General features: G+C 60.6%; 13 protein-coding genes. 10 read left to right on the top strand and 3 right to left on the bottom strand.

Annotation, left to right across the window (positions count from 1 at the left end):
- Positions 1-33: 33 nt before the first annotated feature.
- Together AC1DON_RS13885 and AC1DON_RS13890 are read right to left on the bottom strand one after the other, a co-directional pair.
- The gene (locus AC1DON_RS13885) at positions 34-1,557 is read right to left on the bottom strand and encodes a carboxylesterase/lipase family protein (RefSeq protein WP_476935405.1); all 1,524 of its coding nucleotides are present in this window, start codon (positions 1,555-1,557) and stop codon (positions 34-36) included.
- Positions 1,557-3,905 carry a glycoside hydrolase family 31 protein gene (locus tag AC1DON_RS13890; RefSeq protein ID WP_476935406.1) on the bottom strand — a complete coding sequence of 783 codons (2,349 nt, stop codon included), beginning with the start codon at positions 3,903-3,905 and terminating at the stop codon, positions 1,557-1,559. The genes AC1DON_RS13885 and AC1DON_RS13890 overlap by 1 nt, the downstream gene beginning before the upstream one ends.
- Positions 3,906-4,302: 397 nt before the next feature.
- Between AC1DON_RS13890 and AC1DON_RS13895 the strand changes: the two genes are divergently transcribed.
- From AC1DON_RS13895 to AC1DON_RS13940, 10 genes are all read left to right on the top strand, one after another.
- Complete coding sequence (locus AC1DON_RS13895) at positions 4,303-5,538, top strand: sigma-54-dependent transcriptional regulator (RefSeq protein ID WP_476935407.1); 1,236 nt, start codon at positions 4,303-4,305, stop codon at positions 5,536-5,538.
- Positions 5,528-6,706, top strand: a complete 1,179-nt coding sequence (locus AC1DON_RS13900) for a sensor histidine kinase (RefSeq protein ID WP_476935408.1) — start codon at positions 5,528-5,530, stop codon at positions 6,704-6,706. The genes AC1DON_RS13895 and AC1DON_RS13900 overlap by 11 nt, the downstream gene beginning before the upstream one ends.
- A gap of 3 nt (positions 6,707-6,709) precedes the next feature.
- Positions 6,710-7,396 carry an ABC transporter ATP-binding protein gene (locus AC1DON_RS13905; protein ID WP_476935409.1) on the top strand — a complete coding sequence of 229 codons (687 nt, stop codon included), beginning with the start codon at positions 6,710-6,712 and terminating at the stop codon, positions 7,394-7,396.
- On the top strand, positions 7,393-9,786 hold the full coding sequence (locus AC1DON_RS13910; RefSeq protein ID WP_476935410.1) for an ABC transporter permease: 2,394 nt from the start codon (positions 7,393-7,395) through the stop codon (positions 9,784-9,786). Before AC1DON_RS13905 ends, AC1DON_RS13910 begins: the two co-directional genes overlap by 4 nt.
- Positions 9,787-10,004: 218 nt before the next feature.
- Positions 10,005-13,088: a ligand-binding sensor domain-containing protein gene (locus tag AC1DON_RS13915; RefSeq protein WP_476935411.1), complete on the top strand. Its 3,084-nt coding sequence runs from the start codon at positions 10,005-10,007 to the stop codon at positions 13,086-13,088.
- A 703-nt stretch (positions 13,089-13,791) separates the two neighbouring features.
- Entirely contained in the window at positions 13,792-16,452 is a 2,661-nt protein-coding gene (locus AC1DON_RS13920; RefSeq protein ID WP_476935412.1) for a TonB-dependent receptor, read from the top strand.
- A gap of 122 nt (positions 16,453-16,574) precedes the next feature.
- A complete protein-coding gene (locus AC1DON_RS13925; RefSeq protein WP_476935413.1) occupies positions 16,575-18,701 on the top strand; it encodes a beta-galactosidase in 2,127 nt (708 codons plus the stop codon).
- 193 nt (positions 18,702-18,894) lie between these two features.
- Positions 18,895-20,136, top strand: a complete 1,242-nt coding sequence (locus AC1DON_RS13930) for an MFS transporter (protein WP_476935414.1) — start codon at positions 18,895-18,897, stop codon at positions 20,134-20,136.
- A gap of 395 nt (positions 20,137-20,531) precedes the next feature.
- Positions 20,532-23,555, top strand: coding sequence for a glycoside hydrolase family 2 TIM barrel-domain containing protein (locus tag AC1DON_RS13935; RefSeq protein WP_476935415.1), 3,024 nt, complete (start codon positions 20,532-20,534; stop codon positions 23,553-23,555).
- Positions 23,556-23,708: 153 nt separating this feature from the next.
- Positions 23,709-24,485 (top strand): FadR/GntR family transcriptional regulator, encoded by a 777-nt coding sequence (locus AC1DON_RS13940; protein WP_476935416.1) that lies wholly within the window; start codon positions 23,709-23,711, stop codon positions 24,483-24,485.
- Between the two features lie 41 nt (positions 24,486-24,526).
- Here AC1DON_RS13940 and AC1DON_RS13945 read toward each other — a convergent pair whose 3' ends face one another.
- Entirely contained in the window at positions 24,527-26,089 is a 1,563-nt protein-coding gene (locus AC1DON_RS13945; protein WP_476935417.1) for a glycoside hydrolase, read from the bottom strand.
- Positions 26,090-26,119 lie beyond the last annotated feature (30 nt).

The following is a 26,119-nucleotide window of genomic DNA, read 5'->3' on the forward strand; positions in this document are numbered from 1 at the left end:
TCCTGTAAAGTCTATTCTTATTTTTCAGAATTATTATTGATGAGGAGGTTGCGAAAACACCGAGAAATCAGGAAGTATTTCCAGCAACGGATCGTCGCTTTGCGTGCTGATCCTGTGAACGCTGGCATTGCTGCCGTCAAAGGTAGGCCACGTGACATTCGGTACGCCACTGCTGGCAAAGCGGACCCAGGTGTCGGCCAGGTCCTTCGCCAGTTGCCGATCTTCCTTCGTCCAGTCGCGCTTTTCAATATCGAGATTGTCGAAGGCGAACAGGATTTCGGCGCCATGACCAATCCCGCAGCCGTAATTGCAGGGGTTGGGCTGCGCGGGCATGTGCGCGAAGTAGTAGAGATAGGATTTGGCCGTGCCCTGTTTAGCCTGAAGCCCGGCCCAGTACCACATGCGCCAGCCCCACCAGTCGTTGGTCAGCCGATTGATCGATGTTTTTGCTTCTGCGTCCGTCCGCCCGGGATATGCGGCCAGAAGCGTCTCAGACGGCGCGTGGCCGAGCAGTTTTGTCACCAGTGCCTTGTGGTTGGCGGCGGTAAATTCGCTGGTGAAGAGCAGTTCTGGCGCCAGCTCCTTGCCTTCGTCTGCGGTCCAGCCGGCCATCAGAGGCACATCGTTGTGGCGCTTGTTGACATAGGTTGTCGTCAGGTCTTCACGGAGCACGTAACCGTCAACGCTGGGCAGGGTGTAATATGGCACCTTATGCAGGGCCGCGACGCTGAGGCTGCGCAGTTCGGCGAGGTTTGAAGCGCCCGTGCCCTTCACGAAGGTCTGGGCTCTTTCCTCAGCGGCCTTTTGCGAGAAATAGGCGGTTTCGGATGTGTCGATCGGCACGCCGAAATTGCCGCTCTGCGAGATTGCGCGTTGGAAGAGGCCTTTCGCGACGGGTGACGCCATAAGCTGGGCGACAGACTCACCGCCGGCGGAATTGCCGAATATAGTCACGCGCCTGGGGTCGCCGCCAAAGGCCGCGATATTGTCGCGCACCCACTGGAGGGCGGCGATCTGGTCCTGGATGCCCTGGTTACCGGACGCATGATGCGGCGATTCCGCCGACAGCTCTGGGTGGGTGAAGAAGCCGAGCACGCCCAGACGGTAATTGACCGTGACGACGATAGCGCCATGTCTGGACAGGTTGGCGCCGTCATAGGGCGGCTGCGCTGCGGTGCCGCCATAGTAGCCGCCGCCATGAATCCACACCATGACCGGCAGGTCGTTGGCGCCTGCAGGTGCCCAGACATTGAGATAGAGACAGTCCTCACTCTTGGTGTTTGGGATCCATTCAGCGGTCTGGGCGCAGGCGGGGGAGTAGTCCTGTGCCGTCTTGACGCCCTGCCAGGTTTTGACCGGCTGAGGTTCGCGCCAGCGCAGATTGCCCACGGGCGGCGCGGCAAAGGGGATGCCGAGCCACTTGTGGATATTGCCGTCTTCGAAGCCGGCAATCTGGCCGCCGGTAACCGTTACCGGCGGCAGGGGTTGCGCCGCCTCAGCCGCCCCGCTCGAAAGCAGGGCCGCCAGGGCAAGCGCACAGGTCAGGGCCTTGTGCATTACTTCGCCATGACCTGAACGAGCGATGGTGCCGACTTGGCGAAGGCCTTGTCGCTACCGGTCGCGGTCAGGGTCTTGCTGGCGTCATTCCACACCAACCGCGTCTGAGTGACGCCCTTGTTTTTTTCGTAGTCATAGGTTGCGCCGTCATCGTCATAGAGATCGAACGCGCCGTCCTTGCCGGGATAAACACGGATGCTGGCGATTGCCTGCCTGGTCGCCGTCGACTGGATGTCCGCGCCAATGGGCAGGATCGAGCCTGCCTTCACGAACAGCGGGATCTGGTCGATGGGAGCGGCGACCGTCACCCATTGTCCGCCACCCAGCTTTTCATTGGTCCAGTAGTTGTACCAGTCGGCGCCGGCAGGAAGATATACGCGCTTTTCAGTCTGGGCCTGCTCCGTGACCGGCGCGACCAGGAAGGCCGGGCCGAACATGTACTGGCTGCCGATATCGGATACAGCCGGGTCATTCGGGAAGTCCATCCACAGCGGGCGCATGAAAGGCGCTCCGCTGTCGTAAGTCATCTTGGCCTGGCTGTAGATATAGGGGATCAGCTGGTAGCGCAGGCGGTCGAACTTGGCCATGATGGCCTCGGCCTCCTTGCCATACGCCCACAGCTCGGCGTTCTTGCGGTCGCCGTGCAGGCGCAGGGTCGGCAGGAAGGTGCCGTACTGGAACCAGCGCGTATGCAGTTCCGGATAGTCGTGGTTCTGGCCAACGGTCTCGCGCGCGTCCGACGGATCGAGCAGCGGCGGCTTGGTGGCGTTCGTCGTTTGCGGCAGCCACTGCCAGCCACCAATATCATTGCCCCAGTAGGCAATGCCCGAAGCGGTCATGTTAAGGCCGGTGGGGATCTGACGCTGCAGGGCTTCCCACGACGGATGGATGTCCGACGACCAGAAGAGTGCGCCGGTGCGCTGTGAACCCAGATAGGCGGCGCGGGCCAGGATCAGGACGCGCTTATTGGGCTTCCACGCCCGCATGCCTTGCGCCACGCCTTCGACGTGGACCAGCGGATAGAGGTTGCGATAGCGGTCGCCCGTGCCGATCGAGAAGTGATAGCCTTCCGGCACCAGATCCGGCTCGGTCTCATCCAGCCACGGATAATCAAAGCCCTGGCTCAGGATATTGTCGCGGATCTTTTCCCAGTACCACTTTCTCGCTTCCGGATTTGTGGAATCGATCAGGGCGCCTGTGCGGTCGGACCGGAAGGGCAGGCCATCGACGGGATTGCCGTCCTCGTCCTTGAGGAAATAGCCCTTGGCGGCCAGCTCATTGTAGTAGCGGCCCGAGGTCTCGTAGCGCGGCCATACCGAGATGATCGACTGCATGCCCATATCGTGGAGCTGTTTGTTCATACCGGCGGGATCAGGGAACTGGGCGGGGTCGATGTCCATCTGACCCATGCGCGTCCAGTGGAACCAGTCGACGACCATGACGTCGAGTGGATACTGCTTCTGGCGGTAGGTATTGGCGACCTTTAGGACCAGGTCCTGGCTGTCATAACGCGCCTTGGACTGGATGAGGCCGAAGGCGGCCTTGGGCGGGATGGGCGTCTTGCCGGTAACGCGGGCATAGGCGGAATAGATCTGCTCCGGGGTATCGCCGGTGACGACGAAGAAGCTGACGCGCTCGCCGACGTTCGACTGGAAGGCGGTGCGGCCATTGACGGCGGCAATGAAGCGCGTTTGCGATGGGTTGTCCCAGATGATGCCATAGCCCTTGCTGGAGATCATGAAGGGCACGCAGACGGTTTCGCCGGCGGGCGCATCGTACCAGTGCTTGCAGTCGAGCACCTTGCCGCGCAGGTCGAGCGAGCTTAGGGATTCCTGGTTCTGGCCCATGCCGTAGAGATGTTCATCGGCAGGTGCCGCGAAGGACGCGCCGACCTGGTAAGTCTTCTCGCCGGTCACTTCGTGGGGTGACATCTCCCAGCCATTCATCGTCAGGACGGTGTCGCCCTTGGCGTTCTTGACGGTCAGGCCGACGGAGGCCAGGGACGGGGCGAAATACTTTTCACCCTGGGACGGCACGCGCGGGGCCGGGGCCGGATTGACCTTAAGCGTCAGCGCGTTTGATTGAAACGTGTCGCCGTCGGCGCCGGTGCTGCGGCGGAAGGCGGTATTGTCAGCATTTTCCGGGAGTATTCCCTGGCCTGGGCCTTTCAAAGCTTCGGCCTTGTCGGCGGCGATGACGACGTGGACGACATTCGGGCCATAGGCCTCGACACTGACCCAGGCGCCGTTGCGGTCGAGCGTGGCGATCGGTGCGGCGTTCGCCGCCGTGGCCAGGGCAAGTGTCGAAACAAGGCTGGTCAGCAGGGTCCGTAAGGTGCGGGATGTCATAAGGGCTCCAGTTGGGCGTGCTGCGGGATCAGGACGCGTGGTGGCGGAAGAACGGCCAAGAAAAAGGTCCCTCCCGGCATAGGGCCGGAAGGGACAGTCAAGAGAAATGGTCCAAGGAGACAGAGCGCATCCATGGACCAGGCGGATGCGTATCTTTTTTGACTTGTCACCAGGCGGCGATTTCGTCCAGCAGCGCGGCCGGCGTTATCGATAGGGTGTGAGCCTCATTTCCGGCCCGGGTGCAGGATTAGGGGGCGCCCTCCTCATGTGTTTCTTATATTTTGTGTAATAATAGCATCTGATGATGTGGTCTCCTAACTAGCTAATTTTATTTGACATTTTAAACTTCATCGTCCACAAGTGTTCGCATAATTGTCCGCTTTGTCCGGAACCGTACATGCCTGATGACGCCAAGACCGTCCTGTTCGTCGATGACGATGCTGATGTCCGCAAGACCGCGGAACTGCTGCTGAGATCGGCTGGATATCGCTATTCCGGCGCCTGCGATCCCGGCGAGGCCATGAGCCAGCTCGCCTCGGGCGCCTTCGATGTCATCCTCCTCGACCTGAATTTTTCGCGTGCCCAGACCTCGGGCGAGGAGGGCTTGTCGCTGCTACGCGACATCCTCAGGCACGATCCGCACGCCGTTGTCGTCGTGGTGACAGGGCACAGCGGTCTCAATATCGCCGTCGAGGCGCTGCGGACCGGTGCGCGCGACTTCATCATGAAACCGTGGAATAATGGCCGCCTCCTTGAAGCCGTCGACAAGGCTGCGGCCGAGCGCAAGCTCGCCGAGATTTCAGACAACGATCCGGCGCTATTGGTCGGGCGCTCGGAGGCCTTGCAACGCATCAAGGCGATGATCGACCGTTGCGCTGCACTGCATGTACCGGTGCTGCTGCGCGGCGAACCGGGCACAGGCAAGACGCTGGTCGCCAATATCCTGCACCGGCAGTCGGGCCGCGCCACGCTCATCCAGGCCGATGCGTCGACGCTGACCTTCGATCATCTGGCCGCCCAATCCAACACCACGCTGTTGATCGACAATATCGAGCGCATTCCCGTGGCGATGGGGCCGGCCTTACAGGCCTGGCTTATGCGCGCGCCGCGTCACAACAGCCGCCTGCTGTCGACGACGGCGCATCCGCACCGTGACCTCGGCCTTGACCGGGGGCTGACCTACGCCTTGAATACCATCGATATCGAGATCCCGCCGTTGCGCGAACGGACGAAGGACATTCTGGACCTTGCGGAGCACTTCCTGCGGGTCATTTGCCGCCAGCATGGTCTGGCCGCCAGATCCCTGGCACCGAAAGCCCTGGCACATCTCAACGCTTACGCCTGGCCGGACAATGTGCACGCCCTGCGCAATGTGATTGAGCGTGCGGCTATCCTGAGCGACGATGCGGTCATCGGCCCGCAGGACCTGGTCCTGGCGCCGGAGGAACCGGCTCCCGGAAAACCACACGGCAAGACTTCGGATCGCACCTCCGCCGCCCGGCTTTCGGACGCGGAAAAGGTGTTGATCGAGGAGGCTTTGCAACGCAGTAACTTCAACGTATCGGCGGCGGCAGCGGAACTGGGGTTGACGCGGCCGGCCCTTTACAGGCGCATGTCAAAATATGGTCTCTAACTCGCGCCCATTCCACATCCTGGCGATAGGATTGCTGGTCGTCGCGGCTGTCTTTAGCTACGATTCCGCGGTGCGCGGCCTGTGGGCCGGGCTGGGTATGGGTCTGGCTGCCTGCGTCGTTCTTGCGGGAACCGTATGGGTCAGCCAGGCGGCGCGCGTGATGCGGACAGGGGAGCTGAACGCTGTACGCGATGCGCGCGACGAAGACCTGCGCGTTATCCTCGACCAGTTGCCGGTGCCCCTGGTCCGCCACGTCGATGGCCGGCGGCCCGAGGCGCTCAACCGCGCGGCCCGCGCCCTGTTTCAGACCGACGACATCATACTGGCCGAAATGCCCGAACTGGTGAAGGCATTGTCCGAGGCCGCTTCCGGATCGCAGACCGTCCTGCCGGTCCTGGGCGGGCAATACGCCGTCAGTGTCAGCGAGGTGGCGTCAGACAGCGGCCACGCCCGATTGGCGGCCCTCACGGACGTGCAGACCGAGATGCACAAGGCCGAGGCCGCCGCCATGCGCGATACGCTCCATGTCCTGAGCCACGAGATAATGAACTCGTTGACCCCGGTGGCCTCGTTGGCGGAAGTCGCCGCCACCTTTCTCGACAAGAAGCCCGCCGACGTCGCTTCAGCCAGCGAGGCACTCTCTACCCTGGCGCGCCGCGCCGTCAGTCTGACGCGTTTCATCGAGGCCTATCGTTCGGTGGCCCGCCTGCCCGACCCGGTGATGCAACTGGTCGAGCCGGCGCGGCTGGTGCGTGACGTGGCGAACCTGTTCCTGCGCACGCCCGATCACGGCACCATCGAATGGACGGTCGAGATCAGCGACGCGCTGCCCCGCCTGAGCCTTGACGAGCCGCAGATCAGTCAGGCCCTGATCAATGTCATCACCAATGCCATCGAGGCGACGGACGGTCTGGACGGGCCGCGCCGGATCCGGATCGCGGCCAGCGAGGCGCAGCACAACGTTGTCCTCACGGTTTCGGACAATGGCCGGGGTGTTCCCGACAGCATCCGGCCAAATCTGTTCACGGCCTTCGCGACCACCAAACCCAAGGGCACGGGTACAGGACTCAACCTGGCGCGTCAGATCGCGCTGGCGCACGGCGGCAATCTTCAATTGACAGGCAGTCGACCCACGACCTTTGCCTTCAGCTTTCCGGTGAGGGGCTGATCCATGCCGCTTATCAGCCTGCACGAAGTTCATCTGAACTATACCGATACGGAACGCACGGTCCGTGCGCTTCAGGGCATTACGCTCGACATCGACGCCGGTGAGTTCGTGGCCGTCGTCGGGCCGTCGGGCAGCGGTAAGTCGACCCTGCTCAATGTCATCGGCACGCTGGACCGGCCGACCAGCGGGCGCTACGATTTTGAAGGCCACGATGTAATGAAGCTGCCGGACAATGCCCTGGCGCAGATGCGCGCCGCGCGGATCGGCTTCGTCTTCCAGAACTTCAACCTGATCGACCACCTGACGGTCTATGAGAATATCAAGCTGGGCCTGCGCTATCGCCGCGATCGCCTGACGGGCCAGCGCGAGCTGGTCGATGCCGCCATGGACCGTGTGGGTATGGGGCACCGGGCCGATCATCTGCCGCGCCAGCTGTCCGGCGGCCAGCAGCAACGCTGCGCCATCGCCCGCGCCATTGTCGGCAATCCGTCCGTGCTTCTGGCAGATGAGCCGACCGGCAATCTCGACTCGCAGAACGCCCAGCAGATCCTGGGCATCCTCAACGAGTTGAATGCCAGGGGCACGACCGTTGTCATCGTCACCCACGCCCCCAGTCAAGCCGATCAGGCGTCGCGCATTGTCGAACTGCACGACGGCCGCGTCCATATCAGTTCGCGGCGGTTGTCGTGAAGCTGGAGCTGTCCGAGATTGCCCGCATTTATAGCGTCGTTTGGCGGATCACCAGCGCACGCTGGCTGGCCTACCTGCTGATGGTGGCGGGCCTGACCCTGGCCTATTGCGCGGCGATCGTCATCGGCGTCTATGTCCGCGATGAACTGAGATACGACCGCTTCATGCCGGGTTCGAATAAGGTCTACATGATTTCGGCCAGCTATGGACCGGCCGGCAAGCCACTGGTCTGGAGCGACCGGATACCCGCCGGCGTGGCGCGCTGGATGCGGACCGACATGCCCGAGGTCGATCAGGTGACGCGCTTCGATACGGTCGAATGGCCGATGCGCACCGCCCGCCGCCACGCCAGGGAGCGCTTCTACTGGACCGACGCCAATCTGTTCCGTGTCCTCAAACTGCCTGTCCTTTACGGCGATCTCGATACCGCGCTGGAAAAACCCGGCAGCCTGGTGATGACACGGCGCATGGCGATCGCCTATTTCGGCCGCGCCGACGCGATCGGGCAGTTCGTTACCACCCAGTACGGCCACCGGATGACGCTGACCGCGGTGCTTAAGGATTTTCCCGCCAACACCCATCTCGATCGCGAAATCTTCGGTGCCGGCAGCAGCCCATATTCCAAGCTCTACGACTATGACAGTCATGGCGAGTTCCTCTGGCCCAACAGCTATACCTATGTGACGTTTAAGCGGGAAGCGGATCCGAAGGCCATGGCAGGCCGGCTGGCAGACATCGCGCGCCAGCGCTGGCTGGGCCCGAATAACCTGCCCGACGGGTTTCGTCTGACCGCGCTCAGCCGCCTGCATTTCGAGCCGCACGGCGATGGCGAACTGAAACCACGTGGGCATCTCGACTCTGTACTGGCCCTGATCGTCGTGGCTTCGGCTATCGTAACCCTGGCCTGTATCAATTTTTCGGGTCTGATCCTGGCCGAGCGCAATGAGCGTACAGCTGAGCATCGGCTGCATAGTGCGCTTGGGGCGCGGCGGATCGACCTGGTGGCGCAGGTGCTGCGCGAGGCACTGATCGTCCACGCCATCAGTGCCGGTCTTGGCCTCACCCTGGTTGAACGCCTGCTGCCCGCGCTCAACGCCACGCTTGATATCCATCTGGACCTGTGGACCTTGCCGCTGGGCCTGCTGGTGGTGATTGCGACCGCGGTCCTCTCGCTGGCGCTCCTGAGCGGACTTGGGCCCGCCCTGGTGATTTCGCGTCCTACCCAAGGCGTGGTTGATCATCGCAGCGATATCGCCGCGATGCGCTGGCGTGGCTGGGTCGTGGCGCAACTGGCGCTGGTTATCATCCTGTTGACAGCCTCGCACACTGTTTCGCGGCAATGGAGCTATGCGACGCAGGACGCTCTGGGATTTGACGGCGACAACGTGCTGATGGTCCGGTTCAGCGACACGCAGGCGGTCAACGCGAAATTCATGGCGCAGGTGCGTACACTGCCGGGCGTCTTGGCGGCGGCGGAATCTTTTGGCGCGCCGACCAATGATTTCGTCCGCCCGGGCTGGACCCTGCGCGCTGGACGGCCACTCGTCTCACTGACACGCAATTCGACCCAACCCGACTTTCTGCAGGTCTATGACATCCCGCTCCTGGCCGGCCATAACCTGACCGGTACCTTTCTGTTTCCGGAAACGCCGCGCGAGGTTCTGATCAATCAGGCCGCTGTCGCGGCGCTCGGTTTTCACTCGCCCGAAGATGCACTCGGCCGCGATATCGCCTACGAGACCGACCGCACACTGATGCGGTCGCGCATTGTCGGAGTCATTCAGAATGTCCGCGTGGCGACGGTTTATGAGCCGATGCGGCCAATGATTTTCGACAATTTTTCCAAGTATTTTACCCAGGTGAATATCCGTCTGGCACCGGAGGGCCAGGATGCGACGATCGCACGCATCGATGCGCTGTGGCGGCGTGCGTCCGAAGGCAATGTTCCGATCGAGCGGCGCTTTTTCCGCGATTATCTCATGCAGCAATATCACGACCTTCATCAGCAGATGGTCGTCTTCTATGCCGTTTCGGCCGTTGCCATCATGCTGTCGTCGCTGGGGCTGACGGGGCTGTCGATCTTCCTGACCCGCCATCAGGTCCGCGAGCTCGCCATCCGAAAGGCGTTGGGAGCGACCTTTGCCGACCTCTTCCTGCAACGCTTCATGCCGTTTCTGTGGCCGTTCGTCCTGACCAATCTCGTCGCCTGGCCGGTGGCGTGGCTGTGCCTGCAGGGATGGCTCAAATCCTTCGCGGAGCATGTGGCCCCGTCGCCCTGGTCCTTCCTTGGTGCGGGCGTGGTGGCGGTTGGCGTGTCGCTGGCGACCATTGCCTTGCAGTCGGCCATGACGGCGCGAGACTTTTCCGTGTCGTCGCTGCGCCATCATTAGGGTGCCGGCATATCCTTCGCGCCCAATCCGAAAGCCTCCGTATCGCTGCGCCAGATCGGCCGCGAAGGCGGACGCTGAACACGATCATTTCGCCTCGACTCGCGAAGGGCGAGATGCCCTGTGGAAACAATTAACCCTGTCTCCTAAGCGGTTCTTTCAGGTTTTTTTGTATTGTGGCATGTCGCGGCGCATTCGCCGCATCTGTTTAAAGCGTAGCCGTGCCCGACACCGCCCATAATACCGGCATAAGTACCGCACCCGACATCGACCCGAAATCGAGGTTTCGGGCGATCGTTCTCTTCTGGCTTCTGCTCCTGTTTTGGGGCCTCGTGACAGGCGTCGCATCCTCACAGGCCGATGCGCGCTGGACGGGTTTCACGGTTGAGACCTTCCAGCACGTCACTGCCCAAAGTTCCGAAGTGCGCAATCCGACCTCGCTGATCCAGGATCGCCACGGTTTCCTGTGGATCGGGTCGCAGAACGGCCTCGTCCGCTGGGATGGCTACCGCTTCCGCGCCTACCGGCCGGACGCTGCCAAGGCCGGCACGCTGCCGGACATCGACGTGCGCAATCTGTTTGTCGACGCGGGCGGGCGGCTGTGGATCACTACCAATGTCGGCGGTGTGGCGCGGTACGATGAAGCCTCCGACACCTTTACGACCTATACTGCCGGGCCAAAAGGTCTCAGCCACGTCACCGTGACTTCGGTGGCCGACGACGGCAGGGGAGGGCTGTGGGTCGGAACCTGGGGCGGGCTCGATCACCTCGACCCGCGCAGCGGAACCATTCAGAAAGCTGTCAATCAGGGCTTGCCGAGTGTGAAGGTCGGCGCGCTTTTTCGCGAGTCTTCCGGAACCTTGTGGATCGGTACGGCCGGCGGACTGGTGCGGCGCACCGGCGCAAAGACCGAAGCTATTGTGCTGCCAACTCCCGACGGCGGCGCGCCATCCGTACGTCAGATTTACCGCGACAGCACAGGACAGCTCTGGATCGCCACGCAGCGCCACGGCGCTTACGTCGTTGACGCCAAAACCGGCGCGGTCAAGGCGATGAAGGGGCCAGGCGCCGGCGATTTGCCCAGCGAAGGTATCAATACCATTGTCGAGGTCCGCCCTGGCGAGATCTGGCTTGGGACCTACAGCCATGGCATCGTTACGATCGACACGGCGACGATGCAGATGCGCCGCATCGTCCACGATCCGCAGGTCGCCAACAGCCTGCTATTCGATCAAGTGTGGTCGCTGTATCGCGACCGGGCGGGCCTGATATGGGTGGCGACCGGCGAGGGGCTCAGCCGCTATGCGCCGGAGCAGGGCGCGTTTTCCGTCCTGCCCGGCGCCACGGGGCGTAGCCAGGAAATGTCCGAGGCCGGTGCGCTGGCTATCCGCGAAATGCCGGACGGTCGGATATGGATGGGCCTGCTGCGCAAGGGCATCGACATCGTCGATCCGGTCAGGGGCCGATTGCGGACGCTTGCCTCCGATACGCGCCATCCCGAAACTGCCCTGCCGCAAAACTATATCTGGGACTTCCTGCCGGTGGGAAGCGACGTCTTTATCGCCACGGGGCAGGGTCTCTACCGCAGCGATGCGGAAGGCCGCGCGGTCAGGCGCATCCATATCCCCGGACGCGATGTCTCCACCTATACGGTCGGGCTGATTCGCGATGGCGCCGCCCTCTGGGTGGCGGGTCACGACGGCTTGTGGCGCATCGATCCTGGCCGGCCCGATGCCAAGCCTTTGCATATTACCGGCCTGACCGACGACCGCGCCCGTGTCATGGCGGCGACACCGGACGGCGCCATCTGGATCGGCACGGAGAACGGCCTGAACCGGCTGGATCGTGGCGGCCGCATCGAGCGGATCCTGCCCGACAAGAGTGCCTCTGGCCTGAGCGCAAGCTTTGTCACGTCACTGCTGGTCGATCACAAGGGGCGGCTCTGGATCGGCACGTCTGGTGGCGGCGTCGATATCCTGACCGGGCGTAATCCGCAGGGGCGGCCTGTCTTCCAACATATTGGCGTGCGCCATGGTCTGCCGGACCCCAATGTCGATAAGTTGCTGGCCGATGGCAGGGGGCGCATCTGGGTCTCGACCGATTCCGGGCTGGCCGTCGTCAATCCAGACACCTTTGCCGTCCGCCCCATCGGCCGTGAAAGCGGCCTGTCCGTCTTCAACTATTGGGTGGGATCGGGCGCAGTCACGTCGCGCGGTGAGCTGCTGTTCAGCGGCGCCACGGCAGTCCTGGTCGTGCGGCCGGGTGAAATGGGTGCATGGGACTACGCACCGCCTATGGTCATCAGCGACATCCGTATCGGCAGGGAGGGGAGGCTGGCCTCGCCTTTCAACGCCCGCAGCGGCAGTGCATTGGTCGTGCCGCCGGGCAAGTCGATGTCCGTCGAATTCTCGGCGCTCGACTTTTCCGCGCCCGACCGCAACCGCTATCGCTATCGCCTCGAAGGTTTTGAGACGGACTGGAACGAGACCGATTCCAGCCACCGTGTCGCCACCTATACCAACCTGCCGCCTGGCCGTTATGTCCTGAAATTGCAGGGCTCGAACCGCGATGGCGTGTGGAGTGGCAAGACGCTCGATGTGTCCGTTCAGGTCCTGCCGGCCTGGTACGAAACCTGGTGGTTCTATCTCGTCGCTATCGCCTTGGTCGTGGCGGGGATCGTGGTTGTCGTCCAGACGCGTACCGGCGTGCTTCGCAGCCGTCAGCGGCAGCTTGAAGCCCTTGTCGAGGAACGCACGGCGGAGCTGACACGCAGCCAGGCACAGCTCGAGCAGATGGCTTATTTCGATGCCCTGACCGGCCTGCCCAACCGGCGCATGTTCCATGAAGATCTCCGCAAGGCCATGGCTTGGGCGCGGCGCGAGCAGACTGTTTTCAGCCTTCTGCTGATCGACCTCGATCGTTTCAAGCAGGTGAACGATACGCTGGGCCATGACGCCGGCGATGCGATACTGAAGGAGGCGGCTGTTCGCCTGCGGTCCGTGCTGCGCGAAAACGACTGCGTGGCGCGACTGGGCGGCGACGAATTTGCCATCATCCTCATGGGCAATGGCGACGTCGATACGGTGTGCAAGCGCATCATATGGAGCTTCGCGGCGCCGGTGCATTTCCAGGCGCACAAGCTGCAAACCAGCCCCAGTATCGGTGTCGCCATGTTCCCGGACGACGGTGATGGTGAGGACGCGCTCTACAAATCGGCTGACGTCGCGCTTTATCGCGCCAAGTCTGCCGGCCGGAACACTTGGCGGTATTATTCCGCAGAGGAAGAATCAGCCGAAGCGGTCTGAAGGCACCCGCAGCCTTTCCACTCGCTATCGCGCTTTTGACATCATCGTATTTTTTGAGCTGGCGACGCGTATGTCTGCCTTCATCGCCGCCGTTGTTTTGTCGGCAAGGTGCTCGGCCGCGTTTCGGTCATATGACGCAGGCTGTTCTAAACAGCGACAATCTTCGGATTGGCTTGTTCCATTGAAAACGTGGGCCGACCGTTTGTCTCGAAATGGCGGTTCTGAGCCTTCACGATGCTGATGCCGCCAGGGCCCAACTGAGCGACGCTCCTGCCGATATTAAACGAGTAAATAAACAGCTTTAATTTCAATAAGATCATTCAAAAGTATGATTTAAGACTGGGCGTGCTCGGCCCTTTAGATCGCGGCGTTATCTTTTCTTGGGCTCGATTTTCGCCACTATGCAGTTGCTTTCAGCAATTTCTACAGTGTATCTAATTGTTATTAAAGGAAAATTATTTTCATCTGCGTGTCGGTCAGGCTATTTTGCCAAGTGTCGCAAAACGGACACACGGCATCGCTCTTGTCCTACTATTTAAAATTGACCCTATACATTTAATCATATTGTCTTACAAAAGCGTCGGCTTGGCGGCCACAGCCGGCCAAAAGACAAATAAGATAATCAGGAAGGTTCATTATGAGATCCACATTGCGACTTTTTGCGTCCGCATCGATCCTTTTGCTCGCTACGCAAGGTGTGGCGATGGCTCAGACCGCGGAAAAATCCGAGCAAAAGACGGAGCAGGCCAAGGACGCGCAGGAGGAGGCGGTTGTCGTCAAAGGCTATCGCGCCAGCATGCGGTCCGCTCAGGTCATCAAACGTCGGTCCGATTCGATCCTTGATGCCGTCGTTGCCGAAGATATCGGCAAGTTGCCAGACGTGAATGCCGCCGAATCGTTGGCGCGCCTGCCGGGCGTCCAGATCTCCCACGGCAGCGACGAAGGCAGTGGCGTCCTGGTGCGCGGTCTGCCGGACGTCGCCACCACGGTGAATGGCCGCGACATCTCGACGGCTGAACTGCGTCGCGTCCAGATGCAGGACTTCCCGTCCGGCGCTTTGGCCGGCCTGGAGGTCTACAAGTCCGGCACCGCCGATCTGCTTGAGCCGGGTCTGGCTGGCCTCATCAACGTCCGCACGCGCCGCCCGTTCGATTTCAAGGGCTTCGAAATCGATGGCGCTATCCGAGAGACCTATAATGACCAGAACGACAAGTTCAACACCAATGGCAACCTGCTGATCACCGACCGCTGGTCGACCAATCACGGTGATTTTGGCGCCCTGGTGAACCTGTCCTATACCGAGCAGGATTTCCGCAACGCCGTGCGCTGGGCGGATGGCTATATCAACAGCGCGACTGTCAATGGGCAGAACATCCGGTTCCCGAACTCGGCGGGTGTTTACATGGATACCGGCCATCGCTGGCGTCCGTCTGCCAATGCGACCCTGCAATGGCGCCCGAACGACAAGGTTGAGCTCTATGCCGACCTGCTGTGGCAAGCCTATCGCGCCGAGCACGCCAATGACTGGGCTCAGGCGCCGTTGTGGAACGGAACCAAGAGCAATGTCGTCCTTCAGGACGGCACCGACCAGGTGCTGAGCATGACCAATACCGGTGGCGACCCGATTCAGTTCTACCGTTCGACCGGCTTTGATCGCACCGACACGCAGCAGATCGCGGTGGGCGGCAGCTATACGAGCGGCAAGCTGAAGCTTTCCACCGATCTGGCCTACACCAACAGCCTCTATTCGAACTCGTCCTGGAGCCTCGATTCGGCGATCAAGCAGTCCAATCCGATCAATGTGAACTTCGTGTCCGATGGCGGCGTGGCGTGGTCGGCCCCCGGCCTGGATGTGTCGAACCCTGCCAACTACATCTGGCGCGGCTATTACGAAAGCATCTATAAGGTCGGCGGCAACGGCATCCAGTGGCGCGGCGACGCGGTCTATGACACCGACTGGGGCATCTTCAAGCAGATCAAGGGCGGCCTGCGCTACTCCGACCGCAATGCCTTTGCCCGAAGCAATGACCGTTATGCCTGGATACTGCCGCTTGCCATACCGTTCACGTCCATTCCTGTCGGGGATCTGTCCCTGACGCAGGATACCTTCCGCGGTGGCGAGCATGGCTTCCGCAGCTATCTGCAGCCATCGCGCGAAGGCATTGTGGATAATCGCCAGGGGCTTCTTACCTCGACCCGTGCCGCGCTGGCGCAGCTCGTTGCGCTGAATCCGACCGATCAGGGCTGGAAGAACACACAGGCGCAATGGCAGGCGGACCTGATGGGCTATAATCCATACCGGGGGTTCACCGCCAAGGAAGCCACCTATACCGCCTACGCCCAGGGGCGTTACGAGACCCGTCTGTTCGGCTCGGATGTTGACGGCGTGATCGGCGTCCGCGTGGTCAATACGGTCGGTCAGTACAGCGGCAACTCGACCGTGACCTGGAATGGCGTCACCGAGGCGGTGCCCCGCACCATCGAGCAAAACTACACCGATGTCCTGCCCAATATCAGCATGCGCCTGCGTCCCAGGGACGACATGCAGATCCGCCTCGGTGTTACGAAGACGCGTACGCGCCCGGATTTCGGCCAGCTGAACCCGGCGCTGAACATCTCGCAGAACGTCCAAACCGGTACGATCGATCCATCGCTGCCTGACGCCTATGGCTCGGCTGGCAATCCGGATCTGAAGCCGCTGACCTCGATCAATTACGACGTCACCTGGGAATACTACCCGTCGTCGAACACCTCGGCCAGCGTCGCCGTCTTCTATCACGACCTCGACGGCTTCATCAGCAACTATACCCGCCGCGTCGATGACCCGGTCTATGGCGACTTGCAGGTTTCACGCCCGGAAAACGCCGGTACCGGCGCGATCAAGGGCATCGAAGTCGCAGGCCAGACCTTCCTCGACTTCCTGCCGGGCGCCTGGAGCGGCTTCGGCGTCCAGGCCAACGTCACCTATCTTGACGCCTATAACCAGTTGCCGGCGGCGATTAACAGCGAAGGCGCGATGGTCAAGATTCCAGGTGTCTCCAACTGGAGCTACAACCTGGCGATCTTCTACGAGAAGGACAAGATTTCGACGCGCCTGTCGTACAATGGCCGTTCACGCTGGATCAACGGTTACGACAACCGGAACGCGGGCGTTGAAGGCGAGGGCACGGAGGCGGTCAACCGTCTGGACTACTCGTTCAACTACTCGCCGAACGACACCTATACGATCAACTTCGATGTCTCAAACATCCTGGCTACGCCCTTCCATAACTACCACGTTTATGAATCCGGCAAGAAATTCGTCCGGGATATCCGTGACGAAGGGCGGTATTTCGGCGTCTCCGTGCGGTTCAAGTACCACTAAATCGTTGGAATGGGGGCTCGAAAAGCCCCCATTTTTCACTTACGGTTTTGACGCTCATGAGCTGGGTCGATGTCAGTCCTCACGTGAAGCGTCAGTTTGCGGGATGCCGGATGCCAAACCCTATGCGTAATCGACTGTTCGGCCTTATCCTGGGCGCCAGTCTCGCCGTTCTGGCGCATGGCGCTTGTGCAGCCACGACACCCGACACGGTTCTGTTCGGCGTCGCCTACTATGACGAGTACACGCCCGTCGACCGCGTCGACGAGGACGCCCGGATGATGAAGGCGGCAGGCATCACGGTCGTCCGTATTGCTGAATCCACCTGGGGAACACTGGAGCCGCGGGACGGCGTCTTCGACTTTACCCATGTCGACCGCATGCTCGAAGCCATGAACACACAGGGCATCAAGGTCATTGTCGGCACGCCCACCTATGCCATCCCGACCTGGCTGGCGCGCGAGCATCCGAATGTGCTGGTTGTGACTCCGCAGGGCCAGGCCAGGTATGGCGCCCGTCAGAACATGGACATTACCGACCCGGACTATCGCCGCGCGGCGGAGCGGGTCATCGTGGCGCTGATCGACCACGTCAAGGACCATCCGGCCGTTATCGGCTATCAGATCGATAATGAAACCAAGGCGTACAATACCAGCGGGCCGAACGTGCAAGCCGGGTTCGTAGCCCACATGCGCCGGAAGTTTCCTGATCTCGATGGGCTCAACAAGGCCTACGGGCTCGATTACTGGAGCAACCGGATCAATAGCTGGGAGGACTTTCCGTCGGTCAATGGCTCGATCAATGCCAGTCTCTCCAACGCCTTTGCAGAATATCAACGCAGCCTGGTGACTGAGTTTCTGACCTGGCAGGCCGCTCTTGTCCGCGCTCACGCGCGTCCGGATCAGTTCATTACGCAGAATTTCGACCTCGGCTGGCGCGGCCACTCTTATGGAGTCCAGCCCGAGGTCAATCACTGGGAAGCGGCCAAGCCGCTCGATATTGCCGGTATCGACATCTACCATCCCAGCCAGGACAAGCTGACCGGTGCCGAGATTGCGTTCGGTGGCGATGTTACCCGCTCGATGAAGAACGGCCAGAATTATCTGGTGTTGGAAACGCAGGCGCAGGGGTTCCCGGAGTGGACGCCATATCCGGGACAGTTGCGCCTTCAGGCGTTCAGCCATCTGGCATCCGGGGCGAACATGGTCGAATACTGGCATTGGGCCACGACGTCCAACGCCATCGAGACATACTGGCGCGGCCTGCTCTCGCAGGACTATCAACCGAGCGCGCTTTATGACGAGGCGAAGACTATCGGGGCGGACTTCAAGCGCCTGGGCCCTAGACTGGTGAACCTGAAAAAACGCAACAAGGTGGCGATATACGTCAGCAACGCGGCCCTGTCGGCCTTCGACTCGTTCCGCATGAACACGGAAGGGCGCAGCATTGGCTATAGTGAAGTCATGCGGCCGTTCTACGACGCCTTCTATCGGATGAACGTGGAGGTCGATATCCTGTCGCCGTCCTCGACCGTTCCTCTGGACAGTTACGATCTCATCGTGGTGCCGGCGCTCTATGCCGCCAGTGACGCGGAAATCGACCGTCTCAATGGCTTTGCCAGACAAGGCGGGCGCCTGCTCTATACCTTCAAGAGCGGCTTTTCCGACGAGAATACCAAGGTGCGCTATGAGCGCCAGCCGGGGAAGATCGCCGAGGCCGCCGGTGTGACCTACAGCCAGTTCACCTATCCGGACAATGTGACGCTTGACGGCGACCCATTCGCCGTCGGCGCCGAGAACAAGGTGCGCTGGTGGATGGAATTTCTCACTCCCACAACGGCCAGGGTTATTGCCCGCTATAAGCACGCGTCCTGGCCGGACTATGCCGCAATCACCCGCAACGCCTACGGCAAGGGTGAGGTAACTTATGTCGGCTTCATGCCGTCCGACGCCATGATTGATAAGATTCTGAGCGACGAAGTTCGGCGCGCTGGCATTCCCGATCGATCTTCCGGGGCGCGCTTCCCGGTAATCGTCAAATCGGGCGCCCTGAACAATGGGCATAACGTGCATTACGTCTTCAACTATTCCGCCAGCCCGCAGACCTTTACCTATGGCTTTGCGGGCGGGAGTGAACTGCTATCCGGTGCGGGCGTTGCAACGGGCTCGCCGGTTACCCTGGCGCCGTGGGGCGTGCAGATCATAGAAGAGGATGGTGCGGTGGCCCCTGCCGGGCCAAGGAAGAAGCACTAAGCTGGTATTTTGGGTTTTATGAGGCCGATAATTAATCGCATTAATTTTGTACGTGATAACGTTTTTTCTTGTGTGGCCGCACTGCGTGGCGTTAATTATACACATGTAATGTGATTTTTTCCTCGGGCGTATAACGGGTCTGATTTAGGATGGGGCGCAAAGCTAACGCTTGCACTGTGGGGCGGAGCCGGTGATGCAATTGTTCGCTCGCCCCGGAAGTGCTGGCATTCTTGCAAGACAGGCTGCTTTTTACGCCATTTTATGTGCGGGCACCGGGGCCAGCCTGCCGTTCCTGCCGTCGTGGCTCGGGCATTATGGAATGTCTCCGACGGAAATCGGCTGGATACTGGCAATTCCGCTTCTGTGTCGCGCCGTGACCGGCCCGCTTTCCGGATTATGGGCCGATCGCTTCATAAAATATCGAACGCCGCTCCTGGGTTTGGCGCTCGCGGCTGCCGCAGCTTATGGCCTGATGGCGTTGACGCCCTTCACGGGTCTTAAATCGTTTTACATTTTTGCCGTTTTGTTTGGGATTGGATTTACGGCTGTGGCGAGCGTAACGCCTCTTCTGGATGCCATGACCATGCAGCTCGGGCGTAGTGAACGGTTCAGCTTTTCGTGGGTACGGGCGGTAGGGTCAGGCGCGTTCATATTCGCCAGCATCTGCCTGGGTTACATGCTGCGCAATGTTGGCGTGGACATCGTGCTCTGCTGGATGGTTGCTTCTGCCTGCCTGATGGTTGTGGGGGCAAAATTTCTGCTCCCCCCGAACGCCCGGGTCGATCCGTCCCTTTGGGTCCGGCGTGACCAGCCAAGTCTGGTGCGTCTGCGCGCGCTCTGGGGCAGCAAGGCTTTCGTGCTGCTTATTCTTGCCTTGGGGTGCCTTCAGGCCGCACATAGCTATTACTACGCTTTCTCAACGATAATTTGGCAGGGCGAGGGGCTCCCGGCTACCTCCTGCGGGTATTTGTGGGCGCTCGCCGTCGCGGCGGAGTTGGTGTTTCTGAGTTTTGGTGGGCGATTGCGCCGTCATCTCGGCCCTTGGCGTCTTCTGCTGATGGGGGCGATGGCTGGCGTTTTACGGTGGGGCCTTGCGGCAATCGTCTCCGACTTCTGGTTGCTCTGGCCGCTGCAACTGCTTCACAGTCTCTCTTTTGTCGCCGTCTATCTTGCGGGTCTGGAGCTGGTTTATATTCTCGTTCCTCCCGGGCACGAAGGTCTTGGTCAGGCGATAAATTCATCGTATGCGAGCGGTGCGATGACGGGTGTCGGCATGTTGTTCTCGGGCATTATTTTCGAGAATTATGGTGCGCGGGGGTATGGATTCATGTCCATGCTTGCCGGCGTCGGTCTGTGCATTGTCGCCTGGCTTTACTTTGCTAAACAGCCCCTTTTTGCGACCGGCCGTTCAGGTGTCCACGAGTCAGGTTCATGACGTATGAGATGCCGAAACCGCATTTTAAGCGCTGAACTAAAAGTGCGACTAATTTTTCACGATGGCATATCTATACGCGCCTTGCGCGCGCTTTTTAGCAAAATGGTATTTCTTTGCCTGCAAAGCGAATTCGGAAGAATTTTCCTGCGTTATTCAGACTTTGGCGTTAGAAAATCACTATTGCGGCCATAATTAATATGATTTAATCCGCGTCAGCAGCCGTCGCTTGCCATCCATTCTTCACCTTGCTTCGCTCCGGGGGAAACATGTTTTTCTATCGCTCACGCCTTAATTCAGTGGCGACGTTCGCATTGTATGCAGGGTTGGCCCTCACAGGCAGTTCTACAGCCGTATCGGCCCGGCCTGTAGCCGTTGCGGAATGGGAGCAGCCTGAGGTGGTTGCGGTCAATCGCGAGCCGATGAAGGCGACCTTCTTCAATTTTGAAACGCGCGATCTGGCGCTGAAGGGTGACATGGCGTCGTCGCGCCTCTACCGCTCGCTCGACGGCACGTGGGACTTCAAATACTCGAAGGGCGTCGACAATCGTCCGGCCGACTTCTACCGCGACGGCTTCGACACCGCGGCATGGTCCAAGATCAAGGTTCCGGGCATGATCCAAGCGCAAGGCGACGGCGCCTACGGCCTGCCGGAGTTCTGGAACATCAAGTATCCGTTTCCCGCCAACGAGCCTTTCATCCCGCACGACATGATCGAGATTGGGTCGTACAAGCGCGGCTTCGAAGTGCCGGCGGATTGGAACGGCGACGACGTCTTCCTGCACATCGGGGCGGCGGGAGCGGCCTATTACATCTGGGTCAATGGCGAGAAGGTCGGCTATTCCGAAGATTCCAAGCTGCCATCGGAATTCAATGTCACCAAGTTCCTCAAAGCCGGCCAGAACAGCATCAGCATCGAGATCTACCGCTATGCCGATGGCTCCTACCTCGAAGACCAGGACTTCTGGCGCCTGTCAGGGATCGAGCGTAGCGTTTATCTCTATGCCGAGCCCAAGGCGCGTATGCGCGACTACACAGTGCAGGCCCTGCTCGACAAGACGGCCTATAAGGACGGCCTGTTTTCGCTCGAGACCGAGTTTGCCGGCGCACCGGCCAAGGGCACGGTGACGGCGACCGTCTATGACGGCGATACAGCTGTCCTGACTACGACCGGGGCCATCAAGGGCAAGACGGTCGCGCTAAAGGGCACGATCAGGGACGTCAAGCCGTGGTCGGCCGAAACGCCCAACCTCTACCGCCTGGTCATCGAGTATAAGGACGCCAGGGGCAAGCTGGTCTCGGCGACCTCGCGCAAGATCGGCTTCCGCACCGTCGAGATCCGCAATGGCGAGGTCCAGGTCAATGGCCGGCGCATCCTGATCAAGGGCGTCAACCGCCACGAGCACGACCCCGACACCTACCGCGTCGTCTCCGAAGACCTGATGCGCAAGGACATCGAGCTGATGAAGCAGGCGAACATCAACGCCGTGCGCACCTCGCACTATCCCAACGATCCGCGCTGGTATGACCTGGCCGATGAATACGGCCTCTATGTCTATGACGAGGCCGACATCGAGTCCCACGAATATATGGACACGGCCGACAAGAAGGGCAGCCCCCAGCGCGAACAGATACAGCTTGGCTATAAGCCGCATTGGGAAGCCGCCCACCTCGACCGCATCTCGCGCATGGTCGAACGCGACAAGAACTCGCCCTCGGTCATCATCTGGTCCCTGGGCAATGAAGCTGGCACCGGCCAGGCGTTCGAAAAATCCGCCGCCTGGATCCGCAAGAACGACTCCACGCGCCTGATCAGCTATCTGGGCCAAGGGACCTTGGTCGAACGGCATGCGCCCAATCCCTATGTCGACATCTACGCCCCCATGTACGACGACATCGAGAAGATGGTCGATTGGGCCGAGGATCCGACGCGCACGCAGCCGATGATTCAGTGCGAATATGCCCACGCCATGGGCAATTCCCTGGGTAATCTCGAAGACTACTGGCAGGTCATCCGCGCGCATAAGAAGCTGCAGGGCGGATTTGTCTGGGACTGGGTCGACCAGACGGTGCATGCCAAGGACGCCAAGGGGCGGCCGTACTGGGCGTCAGGATTCGACATCAACCCGGCGCGTGGCGACAACAGTGTCGTCGGTGACGGCCTGGTCAATGCCGACCGTGTCCCCGATCCGGAATATTACGAATTGCAGAAGGTCTATTCGCCCATTGTCTTCGAAGGCGACCCCAAGTCGGGCAAGGTGATCGTGGTCAATCGCCACAACTTCCGTGACCTGTCGGGCTTCGACTTCGAATGGGTCTATACCAATAACGGAAATGTCGTGACGACCGGGCAACTGGACGGCGTCAAGGTTTCTGCCGGTGAAAAGGGGGAGATCGCGATCGCCCTGCCGATGCTGAAGGCCAGCGCGGACAGCGAACAGATCGTTACCCTGCGGGCGAAAGCGAAGGCCGGTGCCATTCCGGGTGTGCCGGCCGGTCAGGTGATCGGCTTCACCCAGTTTATCGTCAAATCCCCCGAGGCCGTGACGGAGGTATCGCCCGCCGGCGAGGTCAAGCTGAGCCGTACCGACCAGGCCGTCACCCTCTCGGCCGATGGCACGCGCCTGGTGGTCGATAGAGCGACGGGTCTGGTGACCTATGAACGCGCTGGCAGGGTCTTGCTGAAGGGCGGGGCGCCGAACTTCTGGCGCGGCCTGACGGACAATGACGAAGGTACGGGCGTTATCAAGTCGCACGCTATCTGGAAGACTTTTACCGAGAAGCGCCAGGTGCGCGCGGTCGACGTCAGCAATGACGCGGTCAGCATCCTCTACAACTTCGGCACGGGTTCGGTGCACTGGAAGACGACCTACCGCCTGCTTGGCGACGGTGCGCTTCAGGTCACTTCGACCTTCACGCCGCTGCGCGACGACCTGCCCGACCCCTTGCGGCTGGGCCTGCGTTTCGACACCGATCCGTCGCTGACCGACATCGAATGGTATGGCCGCGGGCCGCAGGAAAGCTACGTCGATCGCCAGACCGGCGCCGCCATCGGCATCTATACAGGCAAGGTCGCCGACCAGTATCATGCCTATAGCCGGCCAATGGAATCCGGCAACAAGACAGATGTACGGTGGCTGTCTTTGAGCGGCAACGGCGCAGGCCTGACGGTCAAGGGCGACCAGCCCCTGTCGGTCAATGCCCTGGCCTTCCCGTATGAAGACCTCTACTTCCGCAAGCAGGGGACGTGGAAGTCGTCCGACATCGCCCCGCATGGTGACGGCTCGCTGCTGATCGACCTGGTGCAGACCGGCGTTGGCGGCGATACCGGCTGGTCGCTCGATGGCCGGCCGCTGGCGAAGTACCGCGTAAAGCTGGAGCCGCAAAGCTACAGCTTCACCGTCAGACCGACAAAACCGTAATCGCGACAAAGCAAAAACCTAGATCGGAATGGTGTTTCTATCTAAACCCATTCCGATCTAGCGAATGTCCCACGGTTCATCGGATCGCGGTCGTTCGCTTGTCAAGTGTCGTTCACTCGATCATAAACAGCGATCGTAAATCTGGGCCTCACGATGGAAAACGACAGTACGCGCGCGGCAAGCGAATTCAGCGACGAATTCACTTTCGAAGAGGTGCCGTCACAAGGGCGTATCCACGGGTCGTTAGCCCGGCGCCTGGCGACTGATATACTGAACGGAAAGTATCGGTCAGGTGATATACTGCCGCATCAGCTCGATGCGATCGAGGCGCTGAACATCTCTCGCACGCCGTATCGCGAGGCGTTGAAGATCCTTGCCGCCAAAGGTTTCGTTGAGAGCCGGCCGAAAAGGGGCACCGTCGTATGCGAGCGTTCGAGATGGAATCTCCTCGATCCGGAAGTGATGGGGTGGATGTTCCAGACAACGCCGTCACCGGAGTTTATTGACGGCCTTTTCGAACTTCGGCTGATCAATGAGCCGGCAGCAGCGGAACTGGCCGCCGAGCGCAGGACGGATGAGGAAGTCAAGCGGCTGAAGCAGTCGCTCGATATTATGGGCGCCGAAACCCTTGCCACCGAAACGGGCAGGCTGGCGGACCTGGAGTTCCATAAGGTCCTGCTTCTGGCTACACGGAACGAAGTCCTGATCTCCCTGAACAGCTCAATTGCCGCGGCAATAGCCTGGTCGACGCGGCTTAAATCGACCGATCCAAAGGATTCCCGGGACAGCTTTGTCGATCACGCCCGCGTTTTTGAAGCGGTGGCGGCAAAGAATACCAAGGAGGCGAGGTGGGCTATGGAAAGTCTTATCCGGCTGGCCAGGGAAGATACGCGCCGGTCGCAAGTACGCCAGGATAGCTTCGGAGCGTAATGAAGGCGCGCGGCGCTTAAGCGTATCCGTCGGGAAACGCTTCAGGACGCCGCCCCACGTCGAATGACAACCGTCGAGACTGCTTTGGCTGGCAGTTCGAGTGCCTGTCCAGTCCGCGCGCCAGATTGTCGGCAGATAAGCTCGGCGTTATGCCGCGCGGATGTAACCACAACGGACACTTCATCCGCCTGTGCAAGATCCCGCGCATTCAGATTGAGCGCGCGCGGCTGCGAACCGGCATTCACATGCACCAATACAATGGTCTTTCCGTCAGGAGACAGGGCGCCGACAGTATCGTAGTCGTCGACGGGAAATAGGCGGTAGCCGGGGCGGATGTATCGGCTGAAATTCGCCATGGCCCAATATTTCCGGGTAACGTGAATAGGGTGGGGCGCATCGGGCTTTGCCGTGAAGTCCATCTTTATCAGGCCCCAGTTGGAGCCCTTCGAGGGCGGCTTTGCTGAATCTTCGACCGCCTGCCAGAAGACCCATGCGGCGGGCTCCAGACGTTTCAGGTCCAATATGATCCGTTCCGCCAACGCAAACGGAGGGCGCATATCATCGAAATCTTCCACTACGTTCTGAGGTGACAGGTCAACTTCGGACATCCACAGGCGTTTATTGGCTGACCTGGCGATATCGCGTACGGCCGTCTGGCCATAGGTATCGTAACTATGGACATTAAGTTGGCCGATGGCGTCACGGACCTCCGGTGAGTAGGCGTCCCAGTCTCGTATGAAGGTCAGGGCGTCGGTTTCATCCATCGCGGCGACTGCGCCTGAAAGACCGTGCTGAGTCATGGCTTTGCGTGTCGCCAGGATGACCTCGCCTTGCAGGGCCGGTGGCCAGTGCGACCCTTCCTGGCGGTTTTTAGCAAACCAGTACGGCGTCCCGGGCTCGTTCACTGGCGACAAGGTTCGAAACCGAATGCCGTGCGCTGTCTCGATATGCGCGGTTACGCGAACCAGGTAGTTGGCGAAGGCGGCGCTGTAGCCCGGCTTCAGGTTCGGCTCCAGGCCATCGTCTGCCCCGGAAACCAGGCCGCTGACCGTCATGAAATGCGGGGGTGAGTTCGAGAAGGCTTCGTATATGGCGGTATCTTGCGGCACCCGGCGTTTAATCGCATCAAGCCACCACCTTTGACGTGGGTCCGCTTCCCAATCCCACGCATCCGGATCGTCGGGATGCCACCCATTCTGGTCGGCAGTATTCGCCGCTGGCTTCCAAAAGCCCGGGACGTCCGCACCGGGGCGCAGATACGCCGGTGTTTCGGCCGGGTTGCCTCCGCCGATATTATAGCGGGTGATATTCCAGTTGAGACCCTGGGGGCTATATAGCAAATCGGCGAGCTGGTTGCGGACCGGATCGGGATAGCCGCCGGTAACATTGGCAAACCAGGCGAGCGCCGTTCCCCACCCTTCGAATGGCTGTGTGGAGGGGGCAATTGTCCCTGGCAGATCTACGCGCTTTACACTGGCGCCTGGTATCGGGCAGGTTTCGCCTGCCTGAGCCGAAAGCCCGCCGCCAAGGCCCAGTACGGTTCCAAAAATCATCCCAATCACTATGGAAGATGCGCGTTTCCACAATGTTTTCTTCGCGGGCATCCTGGCCTCCATTGGACAGTTGACGATGTG

The organism is Asticcacaulis sp. P4_H10 (assembly GCF_056400965.1).

Excerpts from the sequence above, each read along its gene's own strand:
- AC1DON_RS13885 (WP_476935405.1), bottom strand. The coding sequence starts at position 1,557 with ATGCACAAGGCCCTGACCTGTGCGCTTGCCCTGGCGGCCCTGCTTTCG.
- AC1DON_RS13890 (WP_476935406.1), bottom strand. The coding sequence starts at position 3,905 with ATGACATCCCGCACCTTACGGACCCTGCTGACCAGCCTTGTTTCGACA.
- AC1DON_RS13895 (WP_476935407.1), top strand. The coding sequence starts at position 4,303 with ATGCCTGATGACGCCAAGACCGTCCTGTTCGTCGATGACGATGCTGAT.
- AC1DON_RS13900 (WP_476935408.1), top strand. The coding sequence starts at position 5,528 with ATGGTCTCTAACTCGCGCCCATTCCACATCCTGGCGATAGGATTGCTG.
- AC1DON_RS13905 (WP_476935409.1), top strand. The coding sequence starts at position 6,710 with ATGCCGCTTATCAGCCTGCACGAAGTTCATCTGAACTATACCGATACG.
- AC1DON_RS13920 (WP_476935412.1), top strand. The coding sequence starts at position 13,792 with ATGGCTCAGACCGCGGAAAAATCCGAGCAAAAGACGGAGCAGGCCAAG.
- AC1DON_RS13925 (WP_476935413.1), top strand. The coding sequence starts at position 16,575 with ATGCGTAATCGACTGTTCGGCCTTATCCTGGGCGCCAGTCTCGCCGTT.
- AC1DON_RS13930 (WP_476935414.1), top strand. The coding sequence starts at position 18,895 with ATGCAATTGTTCGCTCGCCCCGGAAGTGCTGGCATTCTTGCAAGACAG.
- AC1DON_RS13940 (WP_476935416.1), top strand. The coding sequence starts at position 23,709 with ATGGAAAACGACAGTACGCGCGCGGCAAGCGAATTCAGCGACGAATTC.
- AC1DON_RS13945 (WP_476935417.1), bottom strand. The coding sequence starts at position 26,089 with ATGCCCGCGAAGAAAACATTGTGGAAACGCGCATCTTCCATAGTGATT.